Origin of the sequence: Roseovarius sp. (assembly GCF_027019125.1) — a bacterium.
GTDB lineage: Bacteria > Pseudomonadota > Alphaproteobacteria > Rhodobacterales > Rhodobacteraceae > Roseovarius.
In genome coordinates this window covers 1-23,064 of the sequence record NZ_JALUXE010000001.1, presented here as the reverse complement: position 1 = coordinate 23,064, position 23,064 = coordinate 1, and the positions used below count along the sequence as shown (strand labels likewise).

The 23,064-nt window shown below is 61.7% G+C and carries 31 protein-coding genes and 1 pseudogene; 18 read left to right on the top strand and 14 right to left on the bottom strand.

Translation table 11 applies throughout. From position 1 onward, the window contains the following. The coding region (locus tag MVC20_RS00160) for a hypothetical protein (protein WP_297537286.1) at positions 1 to 353 on the top strand (353 nt) is incomplete at its 5' end. Positions 354 to 486: 133 nt separating this feature from the next. Beyond that, on the top strand, positions 487 to 675 hold the full coding sequence (locus MVC20_RS00155) for a hypothetical protein (protein WP_297537284.1): 189 nt from the start codon (positions 487 to 489) through the stop codon (positions 673 to 675). 269 nt (positions 676 to 944) lie between these two features. On the opposite strand, the gene MVC20_RS00150 is transcribed toward MVC20_RS00155, so the two are convergent. The 6 genes from MVC20_RS00150 to MVC20_RS00125 form a co-directional block, all read right to left on the bottom strand. Beyond that, positions 945 to 1,937 (bottom strand): ABC transporter substrate-binding protein, encoded by a 993-nt coding sequence (locus tag MVC20_RS00150; RefSeq protein ID WP_297537282.1) that lies wholly within the window; start codon positions 1,935 to 1,937, stop codon positions 945 to 947. A 31-nt stretch (positions 1,938 to 1,968) separates the two neighbouring features. After that, positions 1,969 to 2,814 carry an ABC transporter permease gene (locus MVC20_RS00145; protein ID WP_297537280.1) on the bottom strand — a complete coding sequence of 282 codons (846 nt, stop codon included), beginning with the start codon at positions 2,812 to 2,814 and terminating at the stop codon, positions 1,969 to 1,971. Next, positions 2,814 to 3,689 carry an ABC transporter permease gene (locus tag MVC20_RS00140; RefSeq protein WP_297537278.1) on the bottom strand — a complete coding sequence of 292 codons (876 nt, stop codon included), beginning with the start codon at positions 3,687 to 3,689 and terminating at the stop codon, positions 2,814 to 2,816. Before MVC20_RS00140 ends, MVC20_RS00145 begins: the two co-directional genes overlap by 1 nt. A gap of 198 nt (positions 3,690 to 3,887) precedes the next feature. Beyond that, positions 3,888 to 4,673, bottom strand: a complete 786-nt coding sequence (locus MVC20_RS00135) for an ABC transporter ATP-binding protein (RefSeq protein WP_297537276.1) — start codon at positions 4,671 to 4,673, stop codon at positions 3,888 to 3,890. Positions 4,674 to 4,770: 97 nt separating this feature from the next. Further along, positions 4,771 to 6,234, bottom strand: a complete 1,464-nt coding sequence (gene hydA, locus MVC20_RS00130) for a dihydropyrimidinase (protein WP_297537274.1) — start codon at positions 6,232 to 6,234, stop codon at positions 4,771 to 4,773. Next, complete coding sequence (locus MVC20_RS00125) at positions 6,231 to 6,665, bottom strand: hypothetical protein (protein WP_297537273.1); 435 nt, start codon at positions 6,663 to 6,665, stop codon at positions 6,231 to 6,233. Before MVC20_RS00125 ends, hydA begins: the two co-directional genes overlap by 4 nt. A gap of 55 nt (positions 6,666 to 6,720) precedes the next feature. Here MVC20_RS00125 and MVC20_RS00120 point away from each other — a divergent pair, with 55 nt between their 5' ends. Then, the gene (locus tag MVC20_RS00120) at positions 6,721 to 6,903 is read left to right on the top strand and encodes a hypothetical protein (protein ID WP_297537271.1); all 183 of its coding nucleotides are present in this window, start codon (positions 6,721 to 6,723) and stop codon (positions 6,901 to 6,903) included. Between the two features lie 6 nt (positions 6,904 to 6,909). Here the strand turns inward: MVC20_RS00120 and MVC20_RS00115 are convergent, their stop codons facing one another. Further along, entirely contained in the window at positions 6,910 to 8,160 is a 1,251-nt protein-coding gene (locus tag MVC20_RS00115) for a Zn-dependent hydrolase (RefSeq protein ID WP_297537269.1), read from the bottom strand. A gap of 146 nt (positions 8,161 to 8,306) precedes the next feature. Here MVC20_RS00115 and MVC20_RS00110 point away from each other — a divergent pair, with 146 nt between their 5' ends. From MVC20_RS00110 to MVC20_RS00060, 11 genes are all read left to right on the top strand, one after another. Next, entirely contained in the window at positions 8,307 to 8,975 is a 669-nt protein-coding gene (locus tag MVC20_RS00110; protein ID WP_297537267.1) for a TetR family transcriptional regulator C-terminal domain-containing protein, read from the top strand. A 108-nt stretch (positions 8,976 to 9,083) separates the two neighbouring features. Further along, positions 9,084 to 9,653 carry a dTDP-4-dehydrorhamnose 3,5-epimerase gene (gene rfbC, locus MVC20_RS00105; RefSeq protein WP_297537265.1) on the top strand — a complete coding sequence of 190 codons (570 nt, stop codon included), beginning with the start codon at positions 9,084 to 9,086 and terminating at the stop codon, positions 9,651 to 9,653. Then, positions 9,650 to 10,699 (top strand): dTDP-glucose 4,6-dehydratase, encoded by a 1,050-nt coding sequence (rfbB, locus tag MVC20_RS00100; protein WP_297537263.1) that lies wholly within the window; start codon positions 9,650 to 9,652, stop codon positions 10,697 to 10,699. The genes rfbC and rfbB overlap by 4 nt, the downstream gene beginning before the upstream one ends. A gap of 20 nt (positions 10,700 to 10,719) precedes the next feature. Beyond that, positions 10,720 to 11,565, top strand: a complete 846-nt coding sequence (rfbD, locus tag MVC20_RS00095; RefSeq protein ID WP_297537261.1) for a dTDP-4-dehydrorhamnose reductase — start codon at positions 10,720 to 10,722, stop codon at positions 11,563 to 11,565. Further along, on the top strand, positions 11,562 to 12,455 hold the full coding sequence (gene rfbA, locus MVC20_RS00090) for a glucose-1-phosphate thymidylyltransferase RfbA (protein ID WP_297537259.1): 894 nt from the start codon (positions 11,562 to 11,564) through the stop codon (positions 12,453 to 12,455). The genes rfbD and rfbA overlap by 4 nt, the downstream gene beginning before the upstream one ends. Positions 12,456 to 12,458: 3 nt before the next feature. After that, positions 12,459 to 12,812, top strand: a complete 354-nt coding sequence (locus tag MVC20_RS00085) for a glycosyltransferase (protein WP_297537257.1) — start codon at positions 12,459 to 12,461, stop codon at positions 12,810 to 12,812. Positions 12,813 to 12,935: 123 nt separating this feature from the next. Further along, entirely contained in the window at positions 12,936 to 13,397 is a 462-nt protein-coding gene (locus MVC20_RS00080; RefSeq protein WP_297537255.1) for a hypothetical protein, read from the top strand. A 77-nt stretch (positions 13,398 to 13,474) separates the two neighbouring features. Further along, positions 13,475 to 14,083 carry a cob(I)yrinic acid a,c-diamide adenosyltransferase gene (gene cobO, locus MVC20_RS00075; RefSeq protein WP_297537254.1) on the top strand — a complete coding sequence of 203 codons (609 nt, stop codon included), beginning with the start codon at positions 13,475 to 13,477 and terminating at the stop codon, positions 14,081 to 14,083. A gap of 3 nt (positions 14,084 to 14,086) precedes the next feature. Beyond that, complete coding sequence (locus MVC20_RS00070) at positions 14,087 to 14,434, top strand: Lin0512 family protein (protein WP_297537252.1); 348 nt, start codon at positions 14,087 to 14,089, stop codon at positions 14,432 to 14,434. Continuing rightward, positions 14,431 to 14,796, top strand: coding sequence for a Lin0512 family protein (locus MVC20_RS00065; protein WP_297537250.1), 366 nt, complete (start codon positions 14,431 to 14,433; stop codon positions 14,794 to 14,796). The genes MVC20_RS00070 and MVC20_RS00065 overlap by 4 nt, the downstream gene beginning before the upstream one ends. Positions 14,797 to 14,898: 102 nt before the next feature. Then, entirely contained in the window at positions 14,899 to 15,666 is a 768-nt protein-coding gene (locus MVC20_RS00060; RefSeq protein ID WP_037273078.1) for an FCD domain-containing protein, read from the top strand. 9 nt (positions 15,667 to 15,675) lie between these two features. Here the strand turns inward: MVC20_RS00060 and pqqE are convergent, their stop codons facing one another. The 5 genes from pqqE to pqqA are packed head-to-tail and all read right to left on the bottom strand — an operon-like array spanning position 15,676 to position 18,804. Continuing rightward, on the bottom strand, positions 15,676 to 16,767 hold the full coding sequence (gene pqqE / locus MVC20_RS00055) for a pyrroloquinoline quinone biosynthesis protein PqqE (protein WP_297537247.1): 1,092 nt from the start codon (positions 16,765 to 16,767) through the stop codon (positions 15,676 to 15,678). 1 nt (position 16,768) lies between these two features. Further along, on the bottom strand, positions 16,769 to 17,041 hold the full coding sequence (gene pqqD / locus MVC20_RS00050) for a pyrroloquinoline quinone biosynthesis peptide chaperone PqqD (RefSeq protein WP_297537245.1): 273 nt from the start codon (positions 17,039 to 17,041) through the stop codon (positions 16,769 to 16,771). After that, positions 17,038 to 17,787, bottom strand: a complete 750-nt coding sequence (gene pqqC, locus MVC20_RS00045; protein ID WP_297537243.1) for a pyrroloquinoline-quinone synthase PqqC — start codon at positions 17,785 to 17,787, stop codon at positions 17,038 to 17,040. The genes pqqD and pqqC overlap by 4 nt, the downstream gene beginning before the upstream one ends. After that, positions 17,784 to 18,677 carry a pyrroloquinoline quinone biosynthesis protein PqqB gene (gene pqqB / locus MVC20_RS00040; protein ID WP_297537241.1) on the bottom strand — a complete coding sequence of 298 codons (894 nt, stop codon included), beginning with the start codon at positions 18,675 to 18,677 and terminating at the stop codon, positions 17,784 to 17,786. Before pqqB ends, pqqC begins: the two co-directional genes overlap by 4 nt. 31 nt (positions 18,678 to 18,708) lie before the next feature. Further along, complete coding sequence (gene pqqA / locus MVC20_RS00035; protein WP_037298014.1) at positions 18,709 to 18,804, bottom strand: pyrroloquinoline quinone precursor peptide PqqA; 96 nt, start codon at positions 18,802 to 18,804, stop codon at positions 18,709 to 18,711. Between the two features lie 326 nt (positions 18,805 to 19,130). Between pqqA and MVC20_RS00030 the strand changes: the two genes are divergently transcribed. Then, positions 19,131 to 19,859 (top strand): hypothetical protein, encoded by a 729-nt coding sequence (locus MVC20_RS00030; RefSeq protein ID WP_297537239.1) that lies wholly within the window; start codon positions 19,131 to 19,133, stop codon positions 19,857 to 19,859. Then, positions 19,856 to 20,203, top strand: coding sequence for a hypothetical protein (locus MVC20_RS00025; RefSeq protein WP_297537237.1), 348 nt, complete (start codon positions 19,856 to 19,858; stop codon positions 20,201 to 20,203). The genes MVC20_RS00030 and MVC20_RS00025 overlap by 4 nt, the downstream gene beginning before the upstream one ends. A gap of 6 nt (positions 20,204 to 20,209) precedes the next feature. On the opposite strand, the gene MVC20_RS00020 is transcribed toward MVC20_RS00025, so the two are convergent. Next, positions 20,210 to 21,022, bottom strand: coding sequence for a quinoprotein dehydrogenase-associated SoxYZ-like carrier (locus MVC20_RS00020; RefSeq protein ID WP_363320675.1), 813 nt, complete (start codon positions 21,020 to 21,022; stop codon positions 20,210 to 20,212). A gap of 99 nt (positions 21,023 to 21,121) precedes the next feature. Between MVC20_RS00020 and MVC20_RS00015 the strand changes: the two genes are divergently transcribed. After that, entirely contained in the window at positions 21,122 to 22,153 is a 1,032-nt protein-coding gene (locus MVC20_RS00015; protein ID WP_297537233.1) for a quinoprotein relay system zinc metallohydrolase 2, read from the top strand. A gap of 6 nt (positions 22,154 to 22,159) precedes the next feature. Here the strand turns inward: MVC20_RS00015 and MVC20_RS00010 are convergent, their stop codons facing one another. Next, the gene (locus MVC20_RS00010; RefSeq protein ID WP_297537288.1) at positions 22,160 to 22,957 is read right to left on the bottom strand and encodes a hypothetical protein; all 798 of its coding nucleotides are present in this window, start codon (positions 22,955 to 22,957) and stop codon (positions 22,160 to 22,162) included. Here MVC20_RS00010 and MVC20_RS00005 point away from each other — a divergent pair. Then, positions 22,905 to 23,064: pseudogene (locus MVC20_RS00005) on the top strand (S-(hydroxymethyl)glutathione dehydrogenase); the annotation flags it as partial. The gene MVC20_RS00010 and the pseudogene MVC20_RS00005 overlap by 53 nt on opposite strands.

Genomic DNA, 23,064 nt, shown 5'->3' with positions numbered 1-23,064 from the left:
CAACCGCCAGCTATTTGGGGAGCGCGGTCGACTGGCCGCCAGCGCTCTATGCGCCCTTCACGCCCAACCCCAAAGTGGCCTACTTTTGCGCCGCCCTTTGGTCGGGTTTTACTCCGCCGTTGACAGATGTAGCATTATGCCACTTAAATGCCAAGGAAACACGCGGCGGCTGTCCGGAACAGGATGCTATGGACAACCTCCCTGTTCTGGAGAGCGATCATCGCAATCTCAGCCGGCAGCGTAAAGAGAATGTGGAAATAGGGCGCCATCTCGAGGTCGGTGAACGAACTTGCCCTGACATTTGCATCTTCCTTTGCTCCCAAAATTACCAGGCAAAGCATCTACAAATCTAGGGGCACCTCAATGTGTGTCGGGCTCTACGTCATCAACAGCCGCCCGATTGATCTCTGGGTCATGCTGCTTGCGGGGCTCGCGGGATATCTTCTGGACAGGTGAATATACCCCTCGCACCAGATCATTCTGGGCATGATCCTCGGGCCGATGGCGGAACAGAGCGTGCGGCGCGCCTTGCTCATCAGCCGTGGCGATCCTGCAGAGCTATTCACCCGGCCCCTGTCCGCCGTTCTGGCCCTTGCAACGCCGGGAATGATTATCTGGCCGCGGCTCAAGTTGCTGCGCAGCAAGCGCAGCGAAGGGCAATCTCCCGGCACCTGAACCGCGCATTTTGACGTCGGTTGGCTACGACGGGAGTATCCCAGCGACCCGTTCAAATATCTGGATGTCACCACCGCCTTGAGCGTCGCCACCTTGGCCATCGTGCGTTGCAGGCCCAATGCCATAGGCAGAAGCCCGGCAGGCGCGACGTGCAGATGAGCCGACATTCGCCCCGTGGCGCAATCGTGTGACAGGGCTGATTGGTGGCTTCGGTCGGTCAATGGATGGCCCGGACGAAACCGGGCCATCGGATGTGCCGGGTTCGGGTATCAGTTCAGCGCGGCGTCGCTGATTGCGTGGGTCCATGCGCCGTCGCCGGGATGGGCGCTGATCACCGGGTCAGATCCGCCCGAGAGCAGCGATTGCACCGTGCGCTCGTAATCCTCGGGGTCAAGGGCACCGTTGGAGCCCGCGGTCAACTTGGCCACTTCGGTCATCATGCGGATCTGATGCTCTTCGGTCTGTGCGCCGGTGGCGTCATTGTCGAGCACGATCATCGCGGCCTCTTCGGGGTTTTCCTCGGCCCATTTCCAGCCCTTCATCGAGGCACGCACAAAGCGGGTGAGCTTGTCCACCTCTGCCGGGTCGCTCAGCTTGTCCTCCAGAACATAGAGACCATCCTCAAGCGTGGCGACACCCTGATCTTCGTACTTGAAGGTTACGAGATCATCCGCGCTGATGCCCGCGTCGATCACCTGCCAATACTCGTTGTAGGTCATGGTCGAGATGCAATCGGCCTGCTTCTGCAAGAGCGGATCGACGTTGAAGCCCTGTTTGAGCACGGTCACGCCCTCGGCCCCGCCATCGGTGGGGATGCCAAGCTGGCTCATCCACGACAGGAACGGAAATTCGTTACCAAAGAACCAGACACCCAGCGTGCGACCGGGGAAATCATCCGGCCCGGTGACGCCGGTTTCCTTGAGGCAGGTCAGCATCATACCTGAGGATTTGAACGGCTGCGCGATATTGACGAGCGGCAGTCCCTTTTCCCGCGCCGAAAGCGCGGCGGGCATCCATTCCACCGTCACATCCGCGCCGCCGCCTGCGATCACCTGGGTGGGGGCGATATCCGGCCCGCCCGGCTTGATCGTGACGTTCAGGTCTTCTTCCTCGTAAAAGCCTTTGTCGAGGGCCACGTAATAGCCCGCGAACTGCGCCTGCGTCACCCATTTGAGTTGCAGTGTCAGATCATCCGCTGCCTGCGCCATGCCGGCAAGGCCGGTCAGCGCCGCAAGGCTGAATAGTCCTGTCAGTCTTTTCATCTGTTGTCTCCCTTGTTGATGGTTTCTTGTCTTATGCCCGGCTTCTTTGTGACGGGTGCCAGAACGTCACGGCCTTTTCCAAGAGCGCCACGGCGCCGTAAAACCCAGAGCCCGCAATGGCCGCGACCACGATCTCGGCCCAGACGAGATCGAGCGCCAGTTGCCCGACCGAGGTCGAAATGCGGAATCCCATGCCCTTGATGGGCGAGCCAAAGAACTCTGCCACAATCGCCCCGATCAACGCCAGTGTCGTCGCGATCTTGAGGCCATTGAAGATAAAGGGCATCGCGGCGGGCAGGCGCAGTTTCAATAGCATCTGCCAATAGCCCGCGGCATAGGTGCGCATCAGGTCGCGCTGCATGGCATCGGTATCGCTGAGACCCTGCACAGTGTTCACGAGCATGGGAAAGAACACCATGACCACGACCACCGCCGCCTTGGACTGCCAATCAAAGCCGAACCACATCACGAGGATGGGTGCCATGCCGATGATCGGCAAGGCAGCGACGAAATTGCCCACCGGCAAGAGACCGCGTTGCAGAAAGGGAAAGCGGTCGATGGCGATGGCGGTGAGAAAGGCCGCGCCGCAGCCCATGATATAGCCAGTGAGCGCGCCCTTGAGCGCGGTCTGAACGAAATCGGCCCAGAGGATATGGATGGATTTGGCGAAAGTTGCGGCAATGGCGGTCGGTGCAGGCAGGAGCACGGGCGAGATCGAGAGGCCCCGCACCAGACACTCCCAGATCACCACCACAGTGACGCCAAAGGTCACTGGCACCAATAGCCCCGTCGCCCTTGTTCTGGGCCGGTGCGACAGGCGGGAATTGATCCACCAGCCAAGCGCCCATGCCACCAATCCAAACGCCAGCCAGCCCATCACGCCATTCCCATCCGCTTGAGCGTGATCCGCTGGATAAGGCCAATCAGCCCCACCAGCACTGCCGCAAGGGTCGCGGCCATAATAAGCGCCGACCAGATCTGGATGGTCTGGCCATAATAGCTGCCAGCCAGCAGGCGCGCGCCCAGCCCTGCAACGGCACCTGTGGGCAATTCGCCCACGATGGCACCAACAAGGCTTGCGGCCATGCCGACCTTGAGCGAGGTGAAAAGATAGGGCATCGACGAGGGCAGGCGCAGCCGCCAGAAGGTCTGGTTGGAGCTCGCGTTCCAGGTGCGCATCTGGTCAAGCTGCATGGGCGTGGGGCTGCGCAGCCCCTTGACCATGCCAACGACCACCGGAAAAAATGACAGATACATCGAGATCATCGCCTTGGGCAGCAGCCCGGAAATGCCCACGGCATTGAGCACGACAATGATCATCGGGGCTATCGCCAGAATGGGAATGGTCTGGCTCGCGATGACCCAAGGCATCACGCTCATGTCCATCGTGCGGTTGTAGACGATGCCAATGGCCAGCGCGATCCCAAGCGCGGTGCCGAGGACAAAACCAAGGGCCGTGGCGCTGAAGGTGATCCAGCTGTGATAAATGAGCGAGCGTTTGGAAAAGCCGCGCCCCTCCAGAACCATGGCACCCGTGGTCTGCCAGATCTCGGCCGCTACCTGATGCGGCGCGGGCAGCTTGGGCTTGTCCTGCGACCATGTATCGGTGACGAGCGCGGAGAAGCTGAGCGGTGCGCCCGCCCGCGCCGCCTGATCCCGCGCCCATTGCGCGTTCAGCACCACAGCGGCGGCATACCAGAGCACAAGCAGCGCGGCGAGGATCGTGAGCACGGGCAGGAGATTGCGCATCATGTCCTCGCGGCCCTCCCTGTTCCCAAAAGACTCAAATCCCTGCGCTGAAAACGAGCGCGGATATTGAGTATTTCAAGAACGATGAAAAGAATTGGTGGTCTTCTATGCCCGCGGTACAGGCTGGAGAGCCGATGATCGTGAACGGTGATACCCCCCCTCCCTGTCACGGGGGAGGGGGCCATTGCGGGGTATCTGGCCTCAGACCGCATCACTATGCCCCGCGCGAAGCCCCTCGCGGACGCGATGGGCGATGTCGAGGAATTCTGGCGTCTCGCGGATGTCGAGCGGACGATGTTTCGGCAGCGTGCTTTCGATCACATCGGTGATGCGGCCGGGGCGGGGCGACATGACCACGATTTTCGTACTCAGATAGACTGCCTCGGGGATGGAATGGGTGACGAAACAGATCGTCTTGTTGGTGCGATCCCAGAGGTGCAGAAGTTGTTCGTTAAGGTGGTCGCGCACGATTTCATCCAATGCGCCAAAGGGTTCGTCCATCAGGAGGATGTCGGCGTCAAAGGCCAGGGCACGGGCGATGCTGGCGCGCTGCTGCATGCCGCCCGACAGCTGCCAGGGGTATTTCCGCTCGAACCCCGCAAGATCGACCAATTCCAGCACGCGCTTGACGCGGGCATCCTGATCCTCGCGCCCATAGCCCATGATTTCGAGCGGCAGGCGGATATTGCCGCCGATGGTGCGCCAGGGGTAGAGCCCCGCCGCCTGAAACACATAGCCATAGGCGCGCGATTTGCGCGCCTCTTCGGCGCTGGTGCCATTCACGGTCAGGCTACCACCGGTGGGATGCTCGAGGTCCGCCATGCAGCGCAGAAAGGTGGTCTTGCCACAGCCCGAGGGGCCGATGAAGCTGACGAAATCGCCCTTTTGCACCTCAAGGCTCACGTCCTTGAGCGCATGCACCGGCCCGTCGCCGGTCTGAAAGGTCAGCGACAGGTTGCGCGCGCTGATGACTGTGTTGCTGCTCAAACCCTATCCCCTGCTGGCCCGGTCGCTACTGCGCCCGGCTGGCTGATGGTTGTCAAGAGGCGCGCCCGGCCATGAGGGCCCTGCGCGCCGGATTTTTCTAGATCCCCGCCGGGATATTCAGCGGGTCGCGCTGGATCATCTTGGGGGCCGTGAGTGCCTTCCATTTCGAGAGCGCCTGATGCGCCGAGGGGAAGGCCGGGCGTGGGACAAAGCGACCGCGCCCCGGCTGAGGCTGGGAATTCTGGCCCCAGGCCCAGATTACCTCGCCCCGGCTGAGGGTGTAGCGCGGCTGCGCCTTGACCTCGAACCCTTCGAACACGTTGTAATCGAGGATGGAGTGGTGGTTTGAGGCGCTGATCGTCTTGGTGATCTTTGGGTCCCAGACCACGAGATCGGCATCCGCCCCTTCGACGATCGCGCCCTTTTTCGGGTAGATGTTGAGGATCTTGGCGACGTTGGACGAGGTGACAGCGACAAACTCGTTGAGCGTAAGGCGGCCTGTCTCCACGCCATGCGTCCAGAGCACGGCCAGCCGCTCCTCTAGCCCGTTGGAGCCATTGGGGATGATGCGGAAATCGTTGCGCCCGGCGCGTTTCTGCGCGGTGGAAAAGGCCGCGTGATCGGTGGCCACCACCTGCAGCGACCCCGCCTGAAGCCCGGCCCAGAGGCTGTCCTGATGATCCTTGGAGCGGAACGGTGGCGACATCACGCGGCGCGCGGCGTGATCCCAATCCTTGTTGAAATACTCGGACTCGTCGAGCGTCAGGAACTGGATCAGCGGTTCGCCGTAGACGCGCATGCCTTTTTGCCGCGCACGGCGGATCGCCTCGTGCGCCTGTTCGCAAGAGACATGAACGATATAGAGCGGCACGCCCGCCGCGTCGGCAATACAGATCGCGCGGTTGGCGGCCTCGCCCTCGAATTCAGGCGGGCGGGAATAGGCGTGGCCCTCGGGGCCGGTGATGCCCTGATCAAAGTATTTCTGCTGCATCTCGGCCACCAGGTCACCGTTCTCGGCATGGACCATCGGCAGCGCCCCAAGTTCGGCGCAGCGTTTGAACGAGGCGAACATCTCGTCATCCTCGATCATCAACGCGCCCTTGTAGGCCATGAAATGCTTGAAGGAATTGACGCCCATATCGACGGCATCCTTCATTTCGTTGAACACGGTCTCATCCCAGCCGGTGATGGCCATGTGATAGCCGATGTCGCTGCAAATCTGGGGGGCAGATTTGCGGTGCCATTCGTTGATCGCATTCTTGATGCTGCCATCGGCCCCGGGCAGGCAGAAATCCACGATCATCGTGGTGCCGCCACAGGCCGCAGCCCATGTGCCCGTCTCGAAGGTCTCGGCGGCGGTGGTGCCCATGAAGGGCATCTCAAGGTGGGTATGCGGGTCGATCCCGCCGGGGATGACATAGGCGTCCGTGGCGTCAATCGTCGTGTCGCCCTTGAGATCTGCACCGATCTGTTTGATGGTCTCGCCCTCGATCAGCACATCGGCCTTCCATGTCCGGTCGGCGGTGACGACGGTGCCGTTCTTGATGACTTTGGTGGTCATTGGGGGTCTCCTTGTGCCAAAGAGTTGAAACCGACGAGTGCGATAAGTACCGCCACCACGAAAAGAAACACTGCGAAACGGTAGATATGAGCACGTGTCGCTGCGAGATTTTCGTTGTGGTCAATGTAACTATCATTGTTCTCGCAAAGGCCGAGAAGCACCGCTTGGTAGTCGGTGTCTTCGTCTATCGCGTGTCGAATTTCAGATGCCTTCGATCCTGCCAAATAGACCTTTCCGGGAAGTGCCGCGATTGCGGCGAATACTGCGGCTAAACAAAAGAAGATTGCTGTACCGATTGCCAAGTTGATGTTGTTTGCTTTCTCTAAAGCGCCGAAAACAATTGCTGCGGCAGCGGTCGAAAGCGTTGCAAACACAAGTGACCGTTGATCGGCGGCATTTGCAATTAATGCTTGTGTTTGAAGTGTATCCATGGATCTTTTGTAAGCTAACTCAACCAAAAGAGTTTGATTGCGGGAAGGTGGACTCATGACTGGTGACTCTGACGAAGGTGGTGGTGAAAACATGCCGAGAAAGCCTTTGCAAGCTGCTCCAATGCCAAAGCAACAACCTCTAACCAGAGTTCAATTGAACGAAGGACTTCAGAAAGGTCGCCCAACCGGTCCAGGCAACGTTCGGATTGAGCGTGGCGAAAACAAAAAGAAGAAATAATACTTCTCACTCCACCACCTCCGCCGTTTCCAGCACGGCGTGCAAGAGCACGTCCGTGCCAGCGCGCGCCCAGTCGGGGGTGATTTCCTCGGCCTCGTTATGGCTGAGACCGTCCTTGCAGGGGCACATGACCATGGTGGTGGGATAGACCTTGTTGATCCAGCAGGCATCGTGGCCTGCGCCTGAAACGATGTCCATATGGCTATAGCCCAGCCGGTCGGCGGCGTCGCGCACACGGGCGGTAAGGGTCTCGTCAAAGGCGGGGGGATCGAAGGCGCCAACCACTTCGGCGGTGAATTTCACACCTACATCGGCACAGAGGCCGGGGGCGGTTGTCATGAGTTCGTCGGCCATTGCCTCGAGTGTCTCAAGGATATGAGAGCGGAAATCGACGGTGAACACCACCTTCTCGGGGATGATGTTGCGGCTGTTGGGGTAGACGTCGATATGACCGATCGCTCCCACGGCGTTCGGTTGATATTGCAGGGCGATTTCATGGACGAGTTCCGTGACCCGTGCCAATCCCCGCCCGGCATTGCGGCGCATATACATCGGGGTCGAGCCGGTGTGTTGCCCCTTGCCCGTGATCGTGCACTCGATCCAGCGCAACCCTTGGCCATGGGTGACAACGCCGATCTGCTTGCCCTCGGCCTCAAGGATCGGGCCCTGTTCGATGTGCAACTCGAAAAAGGCGTGCATCTTGCGGGCGCCGACCTTTTCTGGGCCTTTCCAGCCAATCCGCTCGAGCTCGTCGCCAAAGCGTTTGCCCTTGGCATCGACCCGTCCGTAGGCCCAATCGCGGTCCAGCACGCCAGCGAACACGCCTGAAGCAAGCATGGCGGGGGCAAAACGGGTGCCCTCCTCATTCGTCCAGTTGGTGACGACGATGGGGTGTTTGGTCTTGATGTCCAGGTCGTTGAGGGTGCGGATGATTTCGAGCCCCGCCAGCACGCCCAGCACACCGTCGTATTTGCCGCCCGTGGGTTGTGTGTCGAGATGGCTGCCGACATAGACCGGCAGCGCCTCGGCGTCGGTGCCCTCGCGGCGGGCGAACATATTGCCCATCTCATCAACGCCCATGCTCAGACCTGCCGCCTCGCACCAGGATTGAAAGAGTGCGCGCCCCTCGGCATCCTCGTCCGTCAGGGTCTGGCGATTGTTGCCGCCTGCAATGCCGGGGCCAATCTTGGCCATCTCCATCAGGCTGTCCCAGAGCCGGGTGCTGTTGATCTTGAGGTTTTCGCCGGGTGCCGCCATGGGATTGCTCGCTTTTTTACCATTTGGTAAACTTACGATTGCGTGGGTCATGCACGCTGTCAAGATTCGTCTTGGGCCCGAGCCGTGATCTGGCTAAGCTGGAACGTGGGGCGATGAAAAATGCGCCCCGCATGGAAAGGAAGAGGATGCCGCAAGCCCCCGCCGCGCAAGCCGGTCGCAAACCCAGCCGGATTCAATTGCGCAACCGCAAGCGGATTCTCGAGGCGGCGCTCGAGGTGTTTTCGACCCACGGCTTTCGCGGCACCACGCTGGACCAGATCGCGGCAGAGGCGGGTCTGAGCAAGCCCAACATTCTCTATTATTTCGAAGGCAAGGAAGAGATCCACGTTACCTTGCTCAATCAGTTGCTGGATGCCTGGTTGGCCCCGTTGCGCGCGATTGATCCGCAGGGCGAGCCGCTGGAAGAGCTAATGGGCTATGTGGGTCGTAAACTGGAGATGTCGCGTGATCTGCCGCGCGAGAGCCGTTTGTTTGCCAATGAAATCCTGCAAGGCGCGCCGCGCATGGGGCCGCATCTGGAGAGCGTGCTGAAGCCATTGGTGGATCAGACGGCGGCGGTGATTGATGGATGGGTTCGACAGGGCAGGCTGGCACCGGTCGATCCGCGGCATCTGCTGTTTTCGATCTGGGCCACGACGCAGCATTACGCGGATTTCGAGGCGCAGGTGGGGGTGCTGATGCGCGACGTTGACGTGCACACCGGTGCATCGGCGCATATAGAGGCCCTGTTTCGGCGGCTTTTGACACCAGAGGTGACCGCAGGGAGTGGTGAGACACGGACACTTGGACATTGAGACTGGCCAAAAACGCAGCGATTTGCCAGAAGATGTGAGCCATGATTTCAGAGATAGAGGCGCAGTGGGGCAATTGCCTTGCGCCGCACGAGGGACTAAGAGCAGGGCATGCAGATTGAACAGACTTCTTTACCCGGCGTGGTCATCCTAACGCCTGCACGTCATGGCGATCCGCGCGGATTCTTCAGCGAAAGTTGGAATCGGCGGCGGATGGAAGAGGCCGGGATCGCGATTGATTTCGTGCAGGACAATCATTCGCTCTCGGAGCAGGTGGGCACGGTGCGGGGGCTGCATTTTCAATCGCCGCCACATGCACAGGCCAAGCTGGTGCGCTGCGGGCGTGGAGCGCTCTATGATGTCGCGGTGGATATCCGGCGCGGCAGCCCGACCTATGGGCAATGGGTAGGGGTCGAGCTGAGTTTCGAGAATGGGCGTCAATTGCTGATCCCTGCGGGGTTCCTGCACGGTTTCGTGACCCGTGCGCCGATGACCGAGATCATCTACAAATGTTCGGATTACTACGCTCCGGACTGCGATGGCGCGGTGCGGTTTGACGATCCCGACATCGGCATTGATTGGGGGATTGATCCGTCATCGGCGGTGCTGAGCGCCAAGGATGCCAAGGCCCCGTTCTTGCGAGATTTCGCAAGCCCCTTTGTCTATGAGGCGGTGGCATGAGGCTCCTGATCACCGGGGGGGCCGGGTTCATCGGGTCGGCGGTGGTGCGGCTGGCGGTTGCGCGCGGGCATGAGGTGATCAACCTCGATGCGCTGACCTATGCCGCCTGTCTCGAGAATGTGGCGAGCGTGGCGGATAGCCCGCGTTATAGCTTTGTGCATGCGGATATCAGGGATCGCGCGGCCTTGGACCGAGTTTTTGCGCAACACGCGCCCGAGGCGGTGCTGCATCTGGCCGCCGAGAGCCATGTCGACCGCTCGATCGACGGGCCCGGCACCTTTGTCGAGACCAATATCACGGGCACCTACAACCTGCTTGAGGCGGCGCGCGGGCATTGGCACGCGCAGGGCCGGCCCGAGCGGTTCCGGTTTCAGCATATTTCCACCGATGAGGTCTATGGCTCTCTGCCGGCTGATCCGACGGTCAAGTTCACCGAAGACACGCCCTATGATCCGCGCAGCCCCTATTCGGCGTCCAAGGCGGCGTCGGATCATCTGGTGCGGGCCTGGCACGAGACCTATGGTCTGCCCATTCTGATCACCAATTGCTCGAACAATTACGGGCCGTTCCATTTCCCCGAAAAGCTGATCCCGGTGGTCATTCTGAACGCTTTGGCGGGCAAGCCGCTGCCGATTTACGGCGATGGGTCGAACGTGCGCGACTGGCTTTATGTCGAGGATCATGCCGAGGCGCTCTTGACCGTGCTGGAGCGTGGCGTGCCGGGGCGATCCTATAACATCGGCGGCGAGAATGAGCTGAGCAATCTGGAGTTGGTACGTCGCCTCTGTGCGGTGCTGGACGAATTGGCGCCGCGTGAAGACGGGCAATCCTACGCCGGTCAAATCAGCTTTGTCGCGGATCGTCCGGGGCATGACGCGCGCTATGCGATTGACCCCGCGCGCATCCGGGCCGAATTGGGCTGGCGGCCCTCGGTAACGGTAGACGAAGGGTTGCGGCGCACGGTGCGCTGGTATCTGGACAATGAGGCGTGGTGGCAGGCGCTTTTGGCGCGTGACGGGGTGGGCAAGCGTTTGGGGACCGGCTGAGCCGGGTCGGAATGAGCAGGATGAAGATACTGGTTTTCGGGCGCACCGGGCAGGTTGCCACGGAGTTGCAGAGATTGGCCGAGGTGACGGCGCTGGGGCGTGAAATGGCAGACCTGGCGCAGCCAGAGGATTGTGCGGCGGCGATCCGCCAACATGCGCCCGACCTGGTGATCAATGCCGCCGCCTATACGGCTGTCGACCGCGCTGAGACCGAAGAGGAGTTGGCCAGCGTGATCAATGGCGCGGCGCCAGGGGCAATGGCGCGGGCCTGTGCTGATCTGGGTATCCCGTTTTGCCACGTTTCGACCGATTACGTATTCGACGGAGGCGGCGTGGCACCGCGCAGGCCAACCGATCCGGTCGCTCCCTGCAATGCCTATGGCCGCTCCAAGCTGTTGGGCGAAGAGGCCGTGCGCGCCGCAGGTGGCCAGAGCGCGATCCTGCGCACCTCTTGGGTGTTTTCGGCGCATGGCAACAATTTCGTCAAGACGATGCTGCGCCTGTCAGAAACGCGGGACACGCTGAACGTGGTCGAGGATCAGATTGGTGGGCCGACACCGGCGGCGGATATTGCCACGGCGCTCTTGACCATGGGGCGGGCGATGGTCGCGGGCCATGCCGGCGGTCTCTATCATTTCAGCGGTGCGCCCGATGCAAGCTGGGCCGATTTCGCGCGCGAGATTTTTGCCCAAGCCGGACGGGCAACGGGTGTGACGGGCATCCCCACCAGCGGTTTTCCGACCCCTGCCGTGCGCCCGCAGAATTCGCGGCTTGATTGTCGGACGCTTGAGGCAGAGTTTGGCATTGGGCGACCCGATTGGCGTGTGGGTCTGTCCCGCGTCCTGAAAGAACTGGAGCAAGCATGACGACAGCACGCAAGGGGATCGTATTGGCGGGCGGATCTGGCACGCGGCTCTATCCGATCACGATGGGTTTGAGCAAGCAGCTCTTGCCGGTCTATGACAAGCCGATGATCTACTATCCGCTGACGGCGCTGATGCTGGCGGGTATCCGCGAGATTGCGATCATCACGACGCCGCAGGATCAGGCACAGTTCCAGCGGCTGTTGGGTGACGGCAGCCAATGGGGGCTGGTGTTTGAATATATTGTCCAACCCTCGCCGGATGGGCTGGCGCAGGCCTATCTGCTGGCCGAGGGGTTTCTGGGCGGGCAGGCCTCGGCGTTGGTGCTGGGTGATAACATCTTTTACGGTCACGGGTTGCCGCAGCAATTGGAGAAGGCCGCGCTGCAAGAAACCGGCGGCACTGTCTTTGGCTACCGCGTGGCCGATCCCGAGCGCTATGGCGTGGTCGAGTTCGACAGCACCGGGCGAGCCGTGTCGATTGTGGAAAAGCCGGAAGAGCCGAAATCGGATTTCGCAGTGACGGGGCTCTATTTCCTGGATCGCACAGCGCCGGAGCGCGCACGCGCGGTACGGCCCTCGGCGCGGGGCGAGTTGGAGATCACGGCCCTGCTGGAGATGTATTTGTGCGACGGTCTGCTCTCGGTCGAGATGATGGGGCGGGGTTATGCCTGGCTGGATACCGGCACGCATGCGAGCCTGCTCGATGCGGGGAATTTCGTGCGCACGCTGGAGCAGCGGCAGGGACAGCAGGTGGGTTGCCCCGAAGAAATCGCTTATGGCAAGGGCTGGATTGACGCGGCGGCGCTGGAGGCGCGTGTCGAGCTCTTCAAGAAAACTGACTACGGTGCCTATCTCAAACGGCTGCTGCATGGTGGGCGGGTCAAGGCCTGAGGTATGGATGGTCATCAGGCTCCGCATGTCGTGATCCTGCTCGCCGTTTACAACGGAGGCGATTACCTATCCGACCAGTTACAGAGCATCGCCGCGCAGGAGCATCAAAGCTGGCAACTGCTGGCCAGCGATGATGGGTCCACGGATAACAGCCGCGATATTCTGGAGGAGTTTGCCGCAACGCATCCTGTCACGTGTGTGACAGGGCCGGGAACGGGGGCGGCGGCCAATTTTCTGTCCCTTATCCGGCAAGCGCGGGATCATGTGGCCACCGGGCACTGGATGGCGTTTTGCGATCAGGACGATGTATGGCTGCCCGACAAGCTGTCGCGCGGGATTGCCGCGCTGGGAGACTAGGAAGATCCGTGCCCAGCACTTTATTGCAGCCGGACCTGGATCACTGATACCGCGCTGCACGAGCGGCGCATATCGGCACCGCGCCCGCGCCCGCCGTCCTTTCGCAATGCCCTGGTGCAGAACGTGGCGTCGGGTAACACCATCCTGCTCAATCCGGCGGCGACGCGCCTGGTCGCGGAGGCCGCGCAGCAGGTCGACCGGGTCGTGGTGCATGACTGGTGGGTTTATCAGCTCATTACCGGGGCTGGCGGGCGCGTGGTGCATGACGATACGCCGACGCTGCTTTACAGGCAGCATGATGTGAATCAGATCGGGTCGAACGATACGCGGCTGGCGCGGTTGCGGCGCATCCGGCAACTGCTGGAGGGGCATTTTCGCGACTGGAACGCGGTCAATATCGCCGCGCTGTCGCGCTTGGAAGAGTATCTGACGCCAGAAAACCGAGAGATTCTGGCGGAATTTGCTGCCATGCGCCGGGGGCCGATGCCTGGGCGGTTGCGGCGGTTGTGGCGTCTGGGCCTCTATCGTCAGAGCCGGATCAGCACCTTTGCGCTTTGGCTGTCGCTCGTTCTCAACCGGATTTGACGTTTGCAGAAAGGGCTTGCGCCCAGCCTCGGGTCTGCGACATTCTGCCGGTCCCGAGACCCCGGCAGGAGCCTGACATGACCGACGATCCCGAACGCCACGCGATGAAAATGGCCAAGAAAAAGGCCGCTCGCGACAAGATCATGGCCACCAAGACCGATGAAAAGGGGCTGATCATCGTTCATACCGGCAAGGGCAAGGGCAAATCCTCGGCGGCGTTTGGCATGATCTTTCGCTGCATCGCCCATGGGATGCCCTGCGCCGTGGTGCAGTTCATCAAGGGGGGCATGAGCACGGGCGAGCGGGACCTGATCCTGTCGCGGTTTTCTGATGTCTGTGCCTTTCACACCATGGGAGAAGGCTTTACCTGGGAGACGCAGGACCGCACTCGCGATACGGAAATGGCACAGGCGGCCTGGGCCAAGGCCAAGGAGTTGATCCGCGACGAGGCCAACAAGATGGTCCTGCTCGATGAAATCAATATCGCGCTGCGGTATGATTACCTCGATATCAACGAGGTGGTGCAATTCCTGGCCGAGGAAAAGCCGCATATGACCCATGTCGTGCTGACCGGGCGCAATGCCAAGGACGAGTTGATCGAGATTGCCGATCTGGTCACGGAAATGGAGCTGATCAAGCATCCGTTCCGGTCCGGCATCAAGGCGCAGATCGGGGTAGAGTTCTGAGCCATGGCGCGGACAAGATTGCTGACTGAATTCGGGATGGGCACATCGCTGCGACGGCAGGATTACACCGAGGCTGCGGCGCGGGCGGTGCGCGATGCGCTGTGGCACAATTCGATCAATCTGGCCGAACTGTTCGGGTTCGAGAAGGCTGACATGCTCATTGATCTCGATATTGCCGTGCAGGCACCGGATCAGGTTGATGTCGAGGTGTTGCGCGCGATTTTCCCCTATGGGCAGGTGTCGGTGCAGGTGGCACGGGGCGGATTGGACATTCCGCGTGCCGTGGGCAATCCGACGGTCATCGCCAATGCCTGCATCTCGGTCTCGTTCGACATGGAGGCAAGGGCATGAGCGCGGAGCGGTTCATCATCGAGATGGGGATGGGCAATGACCTGCATGGTATGGATTACCAAAAGGCCGCCACGCGGGCGATCGAGGATGCGATCCGCCATTCCACGATCCCGATGTTCCTGAACACGCCGCTCGATCATCGCGACATGGAGGTCAGGGTAACGGTGGGCGTGCAGGAGCCTGCGCGCGTCGATGCCGAGGCGCTCAAGGCCGGATTGCCGCGTGGACGTGCGAGCGTTCAGGTGGTCTTTGGCGGGCAGAACGTGACCGATCCTTGCAGCGGCGAGACCTTGGTGATCGCCACGGCGGCGGTCGAGGCGTTCTTTCCATCCCAGGTGGGCAAGTGGGTCTTGGGGGCGTGAGGGCACGCGCGACCGATTTTCTCACCCTCTGAGACCAAAGCACAGGCTTGCCGCCTCTTTGATGTGGTCATATGATCTGACCAATTCAGCAAGGGCGCGCGCATGCCATTTCAGAAAGTTACCCCCGAAAAACTCTCGACTGCCGTGACGCGGCAAATTGAAAAGCTCATTCTTCAAGGCATCCTGCGCCCCGGCGAGCGTCTGCCGGCCGAGCGTGATCTGGCCGAGAAGCTGGGGGTGTCGCGCCCCTCTCTGCGCGAGGCGGTGGCGGAGTTGCAGGACAAGGGCCTGCTGAGCGCGCGTGCGGGGGCGGGCATCTATGTAGCCGATGTTCTGGGCAGCGCTTTTTCCGATGCGCTGATCCGGCTTTTTGCCGAACATGACGAGGCGGTGTTCGACTATATCGGCTTTCGCCGCGATCTAGAGGGGCTGGCGGCCTGTCGCGCGGCGCGGCTGGCCTCGGATACAGATTTGCAGGTGATCCAGACGGTCATGGACAAGATGGAAGCGGCGCATAAGAAAACCAATCCGTCGGATGAGGCGCGGCTGGATGCCGAATTTCACATGGCGATCATCGAAGCCAGCCATAATGTCATCATGCTGCACATGATGCGTTCGATGTTTCAATTGCTGCGCGAGGGCGTGTTTTATAACCGGCAGGTGATGTTCAAACAGCGGACCACGCGCGGCGCACTCTTGGATCAGCACCGGGCCATCAATGCCGCCATACAAGCGCGCGATCCCGAGGCCGCGCGGGCGGCGGTGAACGATCACCTCAACTATGTGGAAAAGGCACTCGCCGATCAGCAAAAGGCGGATCGCAACGAGGCGATTGCCAAGCAGCGATACGAGCACGAGCAATCGCGGTAGAGCGGGCGTTTATTCGGATGTTTTCTCCATCACCCGCCATGTGAGGTCTGCGTCGGACTGACCCGCGAAATCCTCGGCCAAGGCGCGCATCCGGGCATGGTGGGGGGATTTGACGCAGACCGGATCGGTCGCCGCCGGATCGCCCGCAATCGCCATCGCCTGACAGCGGCAGCCGCCGAAATCAATCGTCTTGCGTTCACAGGAACGGCAGGGCTCCTGCATCCAGTCGGTACCGCGAAAGGCGTTGAAGGCGGCGCCCTCATGCCAGATTTCGGCCAGCGGGCGGGTGCGGACAGTGTCGAATGTCAGCGTCTTGATGGTCTGCGCCGCGTGGCAGGGCAAGACCAGCCCATCGGGGGCCACGTTGAGGCCGGTGGTGGCCCAGCCGCCCATGCAGGTCTTGGGATAGTCGGCGTGGTAATCGGCGGGAACATAGTCAATCACCAGACGCCCCTTGAGGGCGGCGCGCGCCTCGGCGACGATGCGACTGGCCTCGCGCGCCTGTGCGCGGTCGGGCATGAGTGCGCCGCGATTGAGCATGGCCCAGCCGTGGAATTGCACGGTTGCCACCTCGATCCGGCGTGCGCCCATCTCCTGTGCCATGTCGATCGCACGGGGCAGTTGGTGCATGTTGCCGCGATGCATGACGAAATTCAGCGTGAGAGGAAAGCCGATTGCGGCGATCCATTGAGCAACCTGCATCTTGCGCGCGAACCCGCCCTTGTAGCCGCCGATGCGGTCGGCCATCTCGGCATCGGTGCCTTGGAGTGAGAGCTGGATATGGTCCAGCCCGGCGGCGTCGAGCGCGGCCAGTCGTTTCTCGGTCAGGCCAATGCCGGAAGTGATGAGGTTGGTATACAGCCCAGCGTCGCGGGCGGCCTTGACCAGTTCCTCCAGATCGCGGCGCGAGGCCGGCTCACCCCCCGAAAGATGCAGTTGCAGCACGCCCAAGTCGGCGGCCTGCTGAAAGACAGAGACCCATTCGGCGGTGCTGAGTTCGGTGTCGCGCGCGGTCAGTTCGACCGGGTTCGAACAATAGGGGCAGGACAGCGGGCAGCGATGCGTAAGTTCCGCCAGCATGGCGATTGGGGGATTGGCCATATCAGCGCACCTCCAGAAAGCGGCGCTCGGCCAAACCTGCCAGGAATTCCGCGCTGTCGCGGGCGACATCGTCGAGCGGGGCGTTGAAGGTCGCGGCGAGATCGGCAGTGAGCGCGCCAAAGCTCTGCACCCCGTCGACCCGGCTGAGGATCGCGTGGCCGATGGGATCGAGCCGCACCGCGCGTTCGGGCGCGAGCAAGACCCAATCCTGACGCACGCGGTCATAATGCAGGCGCACGCCGCGCGGCAGATGAGGGATGGCGTCGGGGGTCATGCCGCGCCTTTGGCCAAGAGCCCCTCGCCGGGTTGCCATGCGCCCGGCGGGATGCGGGCCGGGGTAACATAGGCGGAATAGAGCGCGTCCAGTTGAGACCAGAGCACATCGGTCTTGAAGATCAGGGCCGCGGCGGCTGCATCCTGTTTCTCGGTCGTGTCGGCGCGGTCGAGCACCCATTTGAGGCCAAAGGCCACGTCCTTGGGTGCCTCTTTCAGGCGGTTGCGGAAATAGGCGAGGCTGGAGTCATCGGCAAAGGCGTAGTTGGCCAAGAGCCCCTCGATCCGCTCGGCGTGGATCTTGGGCGCGAAGAGCTCCGTCAGCGAGGCCGCGACCGCCTCGAGCAGCGGTTTCTCGCGGACAAAGGCGACATAGGCATCGACGGCAAAGCGGGTCGCGGGCAGCACGCCCTGAGCAGAGGCCACATAGTCGGGATCGAGCCCCACCGCTTGGGCAAGGCGCAGCCAGCGGCGAATTCCGCCCTCATTCTCGGCAGTGCCATCGTGATCCTCTATCCGCGAACGCCAGATGCGGCGCAGGTCGGCATCCTCGACCCGGCTGAGAAAGGCCGCGTCCTTCATCGGGATGCGGGATTGGTAATAATAGCGGTTGATGACCCAGGCACGGACCTGATCGGGGGTGCATTGACCGCCATGCAGCATGTGGTGGAACGGGTGGCGGTCATGATAACGCGCTGCCCCGATCTGGCGTAGGCGGGCCTCAAACGCGTCGCGGGTGTCGGTCATATCGTGATCTCCATGCCATCCTGCCCGATGATCCAGCCGGACGATTCGGCTTTGGCGCGTTCCTGGGCATCGGGGCGCAGGACAGGGTTTGAGTTGTTCATATGGATGTAGACTTTGCGCCCGATGCCCAGATCGTGCAAGGCAGCGATAGAGCCGTCCGGCCCGCTCATCGAGATATGACCCATGCGCCGCCCGGTTTTCTGGCTGAGGCCCATTGCGATCATCTCGTCGTCGCGCCAGAGCGTGCCGTCGAAGAACACCATATCGGCCCCGCGTAGCCGTGTGGCGAGGCGGTCGGTGACGGCGGCGCAGCCCGGTATGTAGAATATATGGCGTCCGGCGGCCTGAAGATGCACGCCGGTGGTTTGTTCACCCTCAAGATCGGTTTGCACGGTCTCGCCCTCCATGTAGAGCGGCACCTTGCCGGGAACGGCAAAGAGCGTGGCGGTGAGGCCGGGCAGCAGCGTCACAGGCTGATCAAGTGCTATGGGCACCCGTGGAACGCGAGCGGAATCAACAGCCTGCATCAAGGGGTTGGCGGCCAGAACGCTATGAATTTCGCCGGTGGCATAGAGGGTGAAAGGCTGTTGTTCCCTCAGGCTGAGCAGCCCCGCCACATGGTCGATATCGCCATTCGTGAGCAGCACGCCCGCGATGGGCGTGTCCCGCAGGCTGCGCGGATGAAGCGCCGGATTGGCGGCCAGTTGCGCGCGAATATCAGGAGAGGCGTTGAGGATCACCCAAGATGCGCCGTCCATCGTGACGGCCAATGAGGATTGGGTGGAGGTGGGGATTTGTCCCGCACGAGCGAGATTGCAATTCTCGCAGCCACAATTCCATTGTGGCAGGCCACCGCCGGCCGCAGCACCCAGTATCAGAGCCTTGAACACCTGTTACCTCGCTGCGACCGGTCGGGATATTTCAGAACAGGACGCCGTCGCCTTCTTGGGCGGGGCCATACATGTTGATTTCCATTCCGCAGTTCAGTTCACGCAGAACCGGCTTGCTCCATGCCATAGTCTATCCTCCTCATAGATGTGGTCGATAGCTGGATTAGATATTCCGATCCCTCGCATGTCAACTTCACCATGGTCGTAGTGCTCTACGACTTTAGTGCAATCATGGGATGAGGGGCTTGTGTCATAGGCTGGACCTGAGGGAAACTGAAGCCATATCTGGCATGAGGCGGCGGGACCGTCGGAGTGCAGGAGATGGATCATGATCGAGCTGTTGTTTGTGGCATGTCTGGCGCGCCAGCCAGAGATCTGTGAGGAACGGGCGTTCCAATACACGGACAGAACAACGCAGGGCTGTATGGCAGAGGCAATACCGGAGTTGAGCAAATGGGCGGCAACGCATCCACGCTGGCGCATCGCGCGCTGGTCCTGTCAGCCTCTTGGCGGGGCAAGAACGCGCGCGTGAGGCGCGCAGTCGCGGGCGCTTTTCTGGGGGCAGTGGTGGCGGCGGCTCCGGTCTCTGCGGGCACGGCGCATGAGGGTTACGACCTCATTTTTCGTACGGGCACACTGGCAGAGTTCGCGGCGGGCGAAGCGCTGCAGTATCAGAGCGAGACGCTGAACGAGGCTGCTCCGCCCGAGGTGCAAGGCACCCAAAGTTATGATCTGCGGATCGAAGAGGACGGCACCGCGCGATTGATACGCGTGCTGGAAGAGGGCCAACAGGCGGTGGCGGGGTTTGACGCGGGCGTCGGAAATCCAATGGCGATGTTCTTTCTCGAACGGCTGGTGCGCGATCTGGCGCAGGCTACTGGTGGCAGCACGTTCTACATCCGCAATCGCATCAAGGAGTCGCTGCTGGCGCCGGAGGGGATCAGCCCGGTGCAGGTGACATGGGCAGGGCAGAGCCATGCCGCCCAAGAGGTGGTGCTGGCCCCGTTCGTTGACGATCAGAATGCCGCGCGGCTTGGCCCCTTCGCGGCGTTGCGGGTGGTCTTTGATGTTTCAGGTGAGGTGCCCGGCTGGTATCACTCGATGCGCGCTGAGACGCCCGAGCGCGAGAGCGGCGGGCGCTATTTTGCTTCGACTCTTCGTTTGATGGAGGCGGCGGAATGAAGCGGCTGGCGGTTCTGCTTTTTCTCTTGCCCGGCACGGGTCTGGCGCAGAGTGTGGCCGAGCAACTCAATGATTACCCGACCGAGGCGCGGGCGGATTACGTCTTCGGCTGCATGGCGGCGAATGGAAACACCCGCGAGATGCTGCGGCGTTGTGCCTGTTCCATCGACGAAATTGCCGCGATCCTGCCTTACAAGGATTATGTGTCGGCAGAGACCGTGCTCGCACTCCGCCAGGGCAGCGGTGAGCGGATGTCGATGTTCAAGGCCGGGCCGGTCAGCGAAGGCATCGTGGCCGCGCTGCGCCGAGCGCAGGCGGAGGCCGAGATCGTCTGTTTCAAGTGAAGCGGATCAGGAGGCGCTGGCCTTGGGCAGCACCTCTTCAAAGACATTGCCGTCCGTATCCTCAGCCCGGATACGCAGATCGGGCGTGCCGTTGTCCGTGTAGCTGAAGCGAAAGACCGGGTCTTCGGAAATGGAAATGCCGCCCGTGAGGGAAAAGAGCATCTCGTCGCCCTGCCAGACGGTCAGGTCCTGAATGAAATGCGCGGGCACGAATAGCTGTGTGATCTGATCGCGTTGCAGGCCCGAGTAATTGGGGTGTCGAATCATCAACTGCGCATCGCGGCGGCTGCCGGTCTGGGCCGGGGCGGTATCGAAATGGCGCAGGCGCATTTCGCCCATATGGGCCAGCGCCACCTCTGGATCGCGGGTGGCAGGGGCGGCACATCCCCCGGCGGCCTTGACGAAACGGCCGTCGACATAGCTGGCGCTGTCGGTTTCGGCCACGACGCGCAGGTTGGAATAGGCATTGACGCGCACCCGCGTCTCGAAGTTGAGAGGCGCCATGGCAGGACCAAAGGTGATCTCGGCGGCAAGCGGGGCGGGGTTCTCATCGACCACGATCTTGAGCGTTGTGATCGGACCCACGCTCTGATCGGTTTGCGTGACGACAACAGGCACGGTGGCCGCGTCATGGGCGCGGTAGGGGGCATCGACGGCAAAGATCGCACCAGGGGTGAGCGCCTTGGATCCGTCCAGAATGTCCTCGCGCAGGTAGTCCCATGTCTCGCCGTCTTGCAGCGGATTGCGCGGCTCTTCGGCAAGGGCGACGGTTCCGAGCGAGAGGCTCAGGCAAAGCGCGGTGATGGGAAATCGGGTCATCGGAGCCTCCGGATCGGGCATACTCGCACCATTGGACAATATCACGGATCGGGCGCAGATTGTATCAACCTTTGGTAGCAGTTTTGCGAGGGGGCAGAGATGTTCGAGATTGTGCTGAGCCTCTGTCTGGTGGCCAGTCCCGAGACCTGTGAGACACGGCTCTTGCCGGTAGGGGCTGCGGATTGCGCGCAGGCGCTGGCGCGGGCCGAAGAGATAGCGCCGGATTGGGGGGATGGGCTCTTGGCGGGGCCGTTGACCTGCGTGACGCGACCGGAAAGCGGCTTGATCTTCGAGGAGGCCGCACCGGGCCTCTACGTGCATCGCGGGCAGGTGGCAGATGTGACACCGGACAATCTGGGCGATGTGGCCAATATCGGGTTCATTGTCGGGGACGAAAGCGTTGCGGTGATTGACGCGGGGGGCAGCCGCGCGGTGGGTGAGGCGGTCTATCTGGCGGTGCGGCAGGTCACGGACAAGCCGATCTCGCATCTAATCCTCACGCATATGCACCCTGATCACGTGATGGGGGCCGCGGTGATGGTCGAGGCGGGCGGGCAGATCGTCGGTCATCGCAAACTGTCGCAGGCGCTTGCGGCGCGGGCCGACACCTATGAGGACAGCTTTGCCCGCCTTATGGGGGCAGGCTTCATCGGCAGTCGGGTGCCCGAGGTGGGTGAAGGGATTGCGGACCGGTCCGCGATTGATCTGGGGGGGCGGGTGCTCGATCTCGTGGCCTGGGAAACGGCGCATAGCGAGAGCGATGTGACGGTGTTCGACCGGCAGACGGGCACGCTCTTTACCGGCGATCTGGTGTTTGACGCGCACAGCCCCGCGCTTGATGGGTCGGTACTGGGCTGGTTGCGTGTGCTCGAGGCGCTGGGCACGCCTGCGCCCGCGCGCATCGTGCCGGGGCATGGCGGGCCGGTGCTGGAGTGGCCCTCGGGGGCTGCTGATGTGCAGCGCTATCTCGAGGTCCTGCGCGACGAGACGCGGGCGGCGGTTTCACAGGGGTTGCGGTTGGGTGAGGCGATTGAGACCGTAGGACAAGGCGAGGCCGGACGCTGGGCGCTCTTTGATCTCTTCCACCCGCGCAATGTGACCGCGGCTTTTACCGAGTTGGAATGGGAGTGACGCGCCTCACTCGTTGACGCGCGCCGCCAGAATCTGCGCCAGAGCATAGAGTCGTTTTTCCAGAAGAACCGGCGTTTCGCAGGCATAGGTCAGCGAACGGCGGCGGTCGTCAAACACGCGCACGCGCCAGTCAAGATCCTCCTCCAACTGATCGATGCGGTCGAAATCGGGGTTTTCACGCTTGGTGAGGCTGGCGATTTCGACGCGCAGCGCGTCGATTTCCTCGGCCATTCGGGCCTGATTTCGGGCGTAGCGGGTGATGCCAACCATCACCTCGGTCCGGCGCTGATTGAGCCGCTGAAACACGTCTAGGAAGATCGCGGTGTAGTCGTCGCTGGCCAGATTCGCGCTGGCAAGGACCGCTGATTCGGCCTCTTCCAATGTTAGTCGGCGCAGCGCGAGCAGTTCTGCAAGCCGCGCGGCCTCTGGCGACAGAACCGTTGCGGCGTCCTGATTCTCAGGCGGATGGGGCCACATGACCGCCGCAGAAAGTGTATCGACGCGGCGCTGGATACAGGGCCAGTCGGGATCGTGGGACCCTGCGGCGAAAACTGGAGATATTCCTGTAAAAACAATGGCTAAGGTGGCAAAAACTGGTCTCATCCCGTCCTCTACGACTAAGGTCTTACTGAGTTCTGGCGCGATCTTGGCACATATTGTCACAGGATGAAACAGGCCGGTTTGATGTGAATTTCTGAGATCAAATCGCCTAAAGGTTGTATCTTCCGGGATGCAAGGGAGGGCAGACTTAATGCGCACACGAGCGGCGGTTGCTGTTGAGGCTGGCAAGCCGATGGAGATCATGGAGGTGAACCTGGAGGGCCCGAAGGCGGGCGAGGTTCTGGTTGAGATCAAGGCGACGGGCCTGTGCCACACGGATGATTTCACGCTCTCTGGGGCGGATCCCGAGG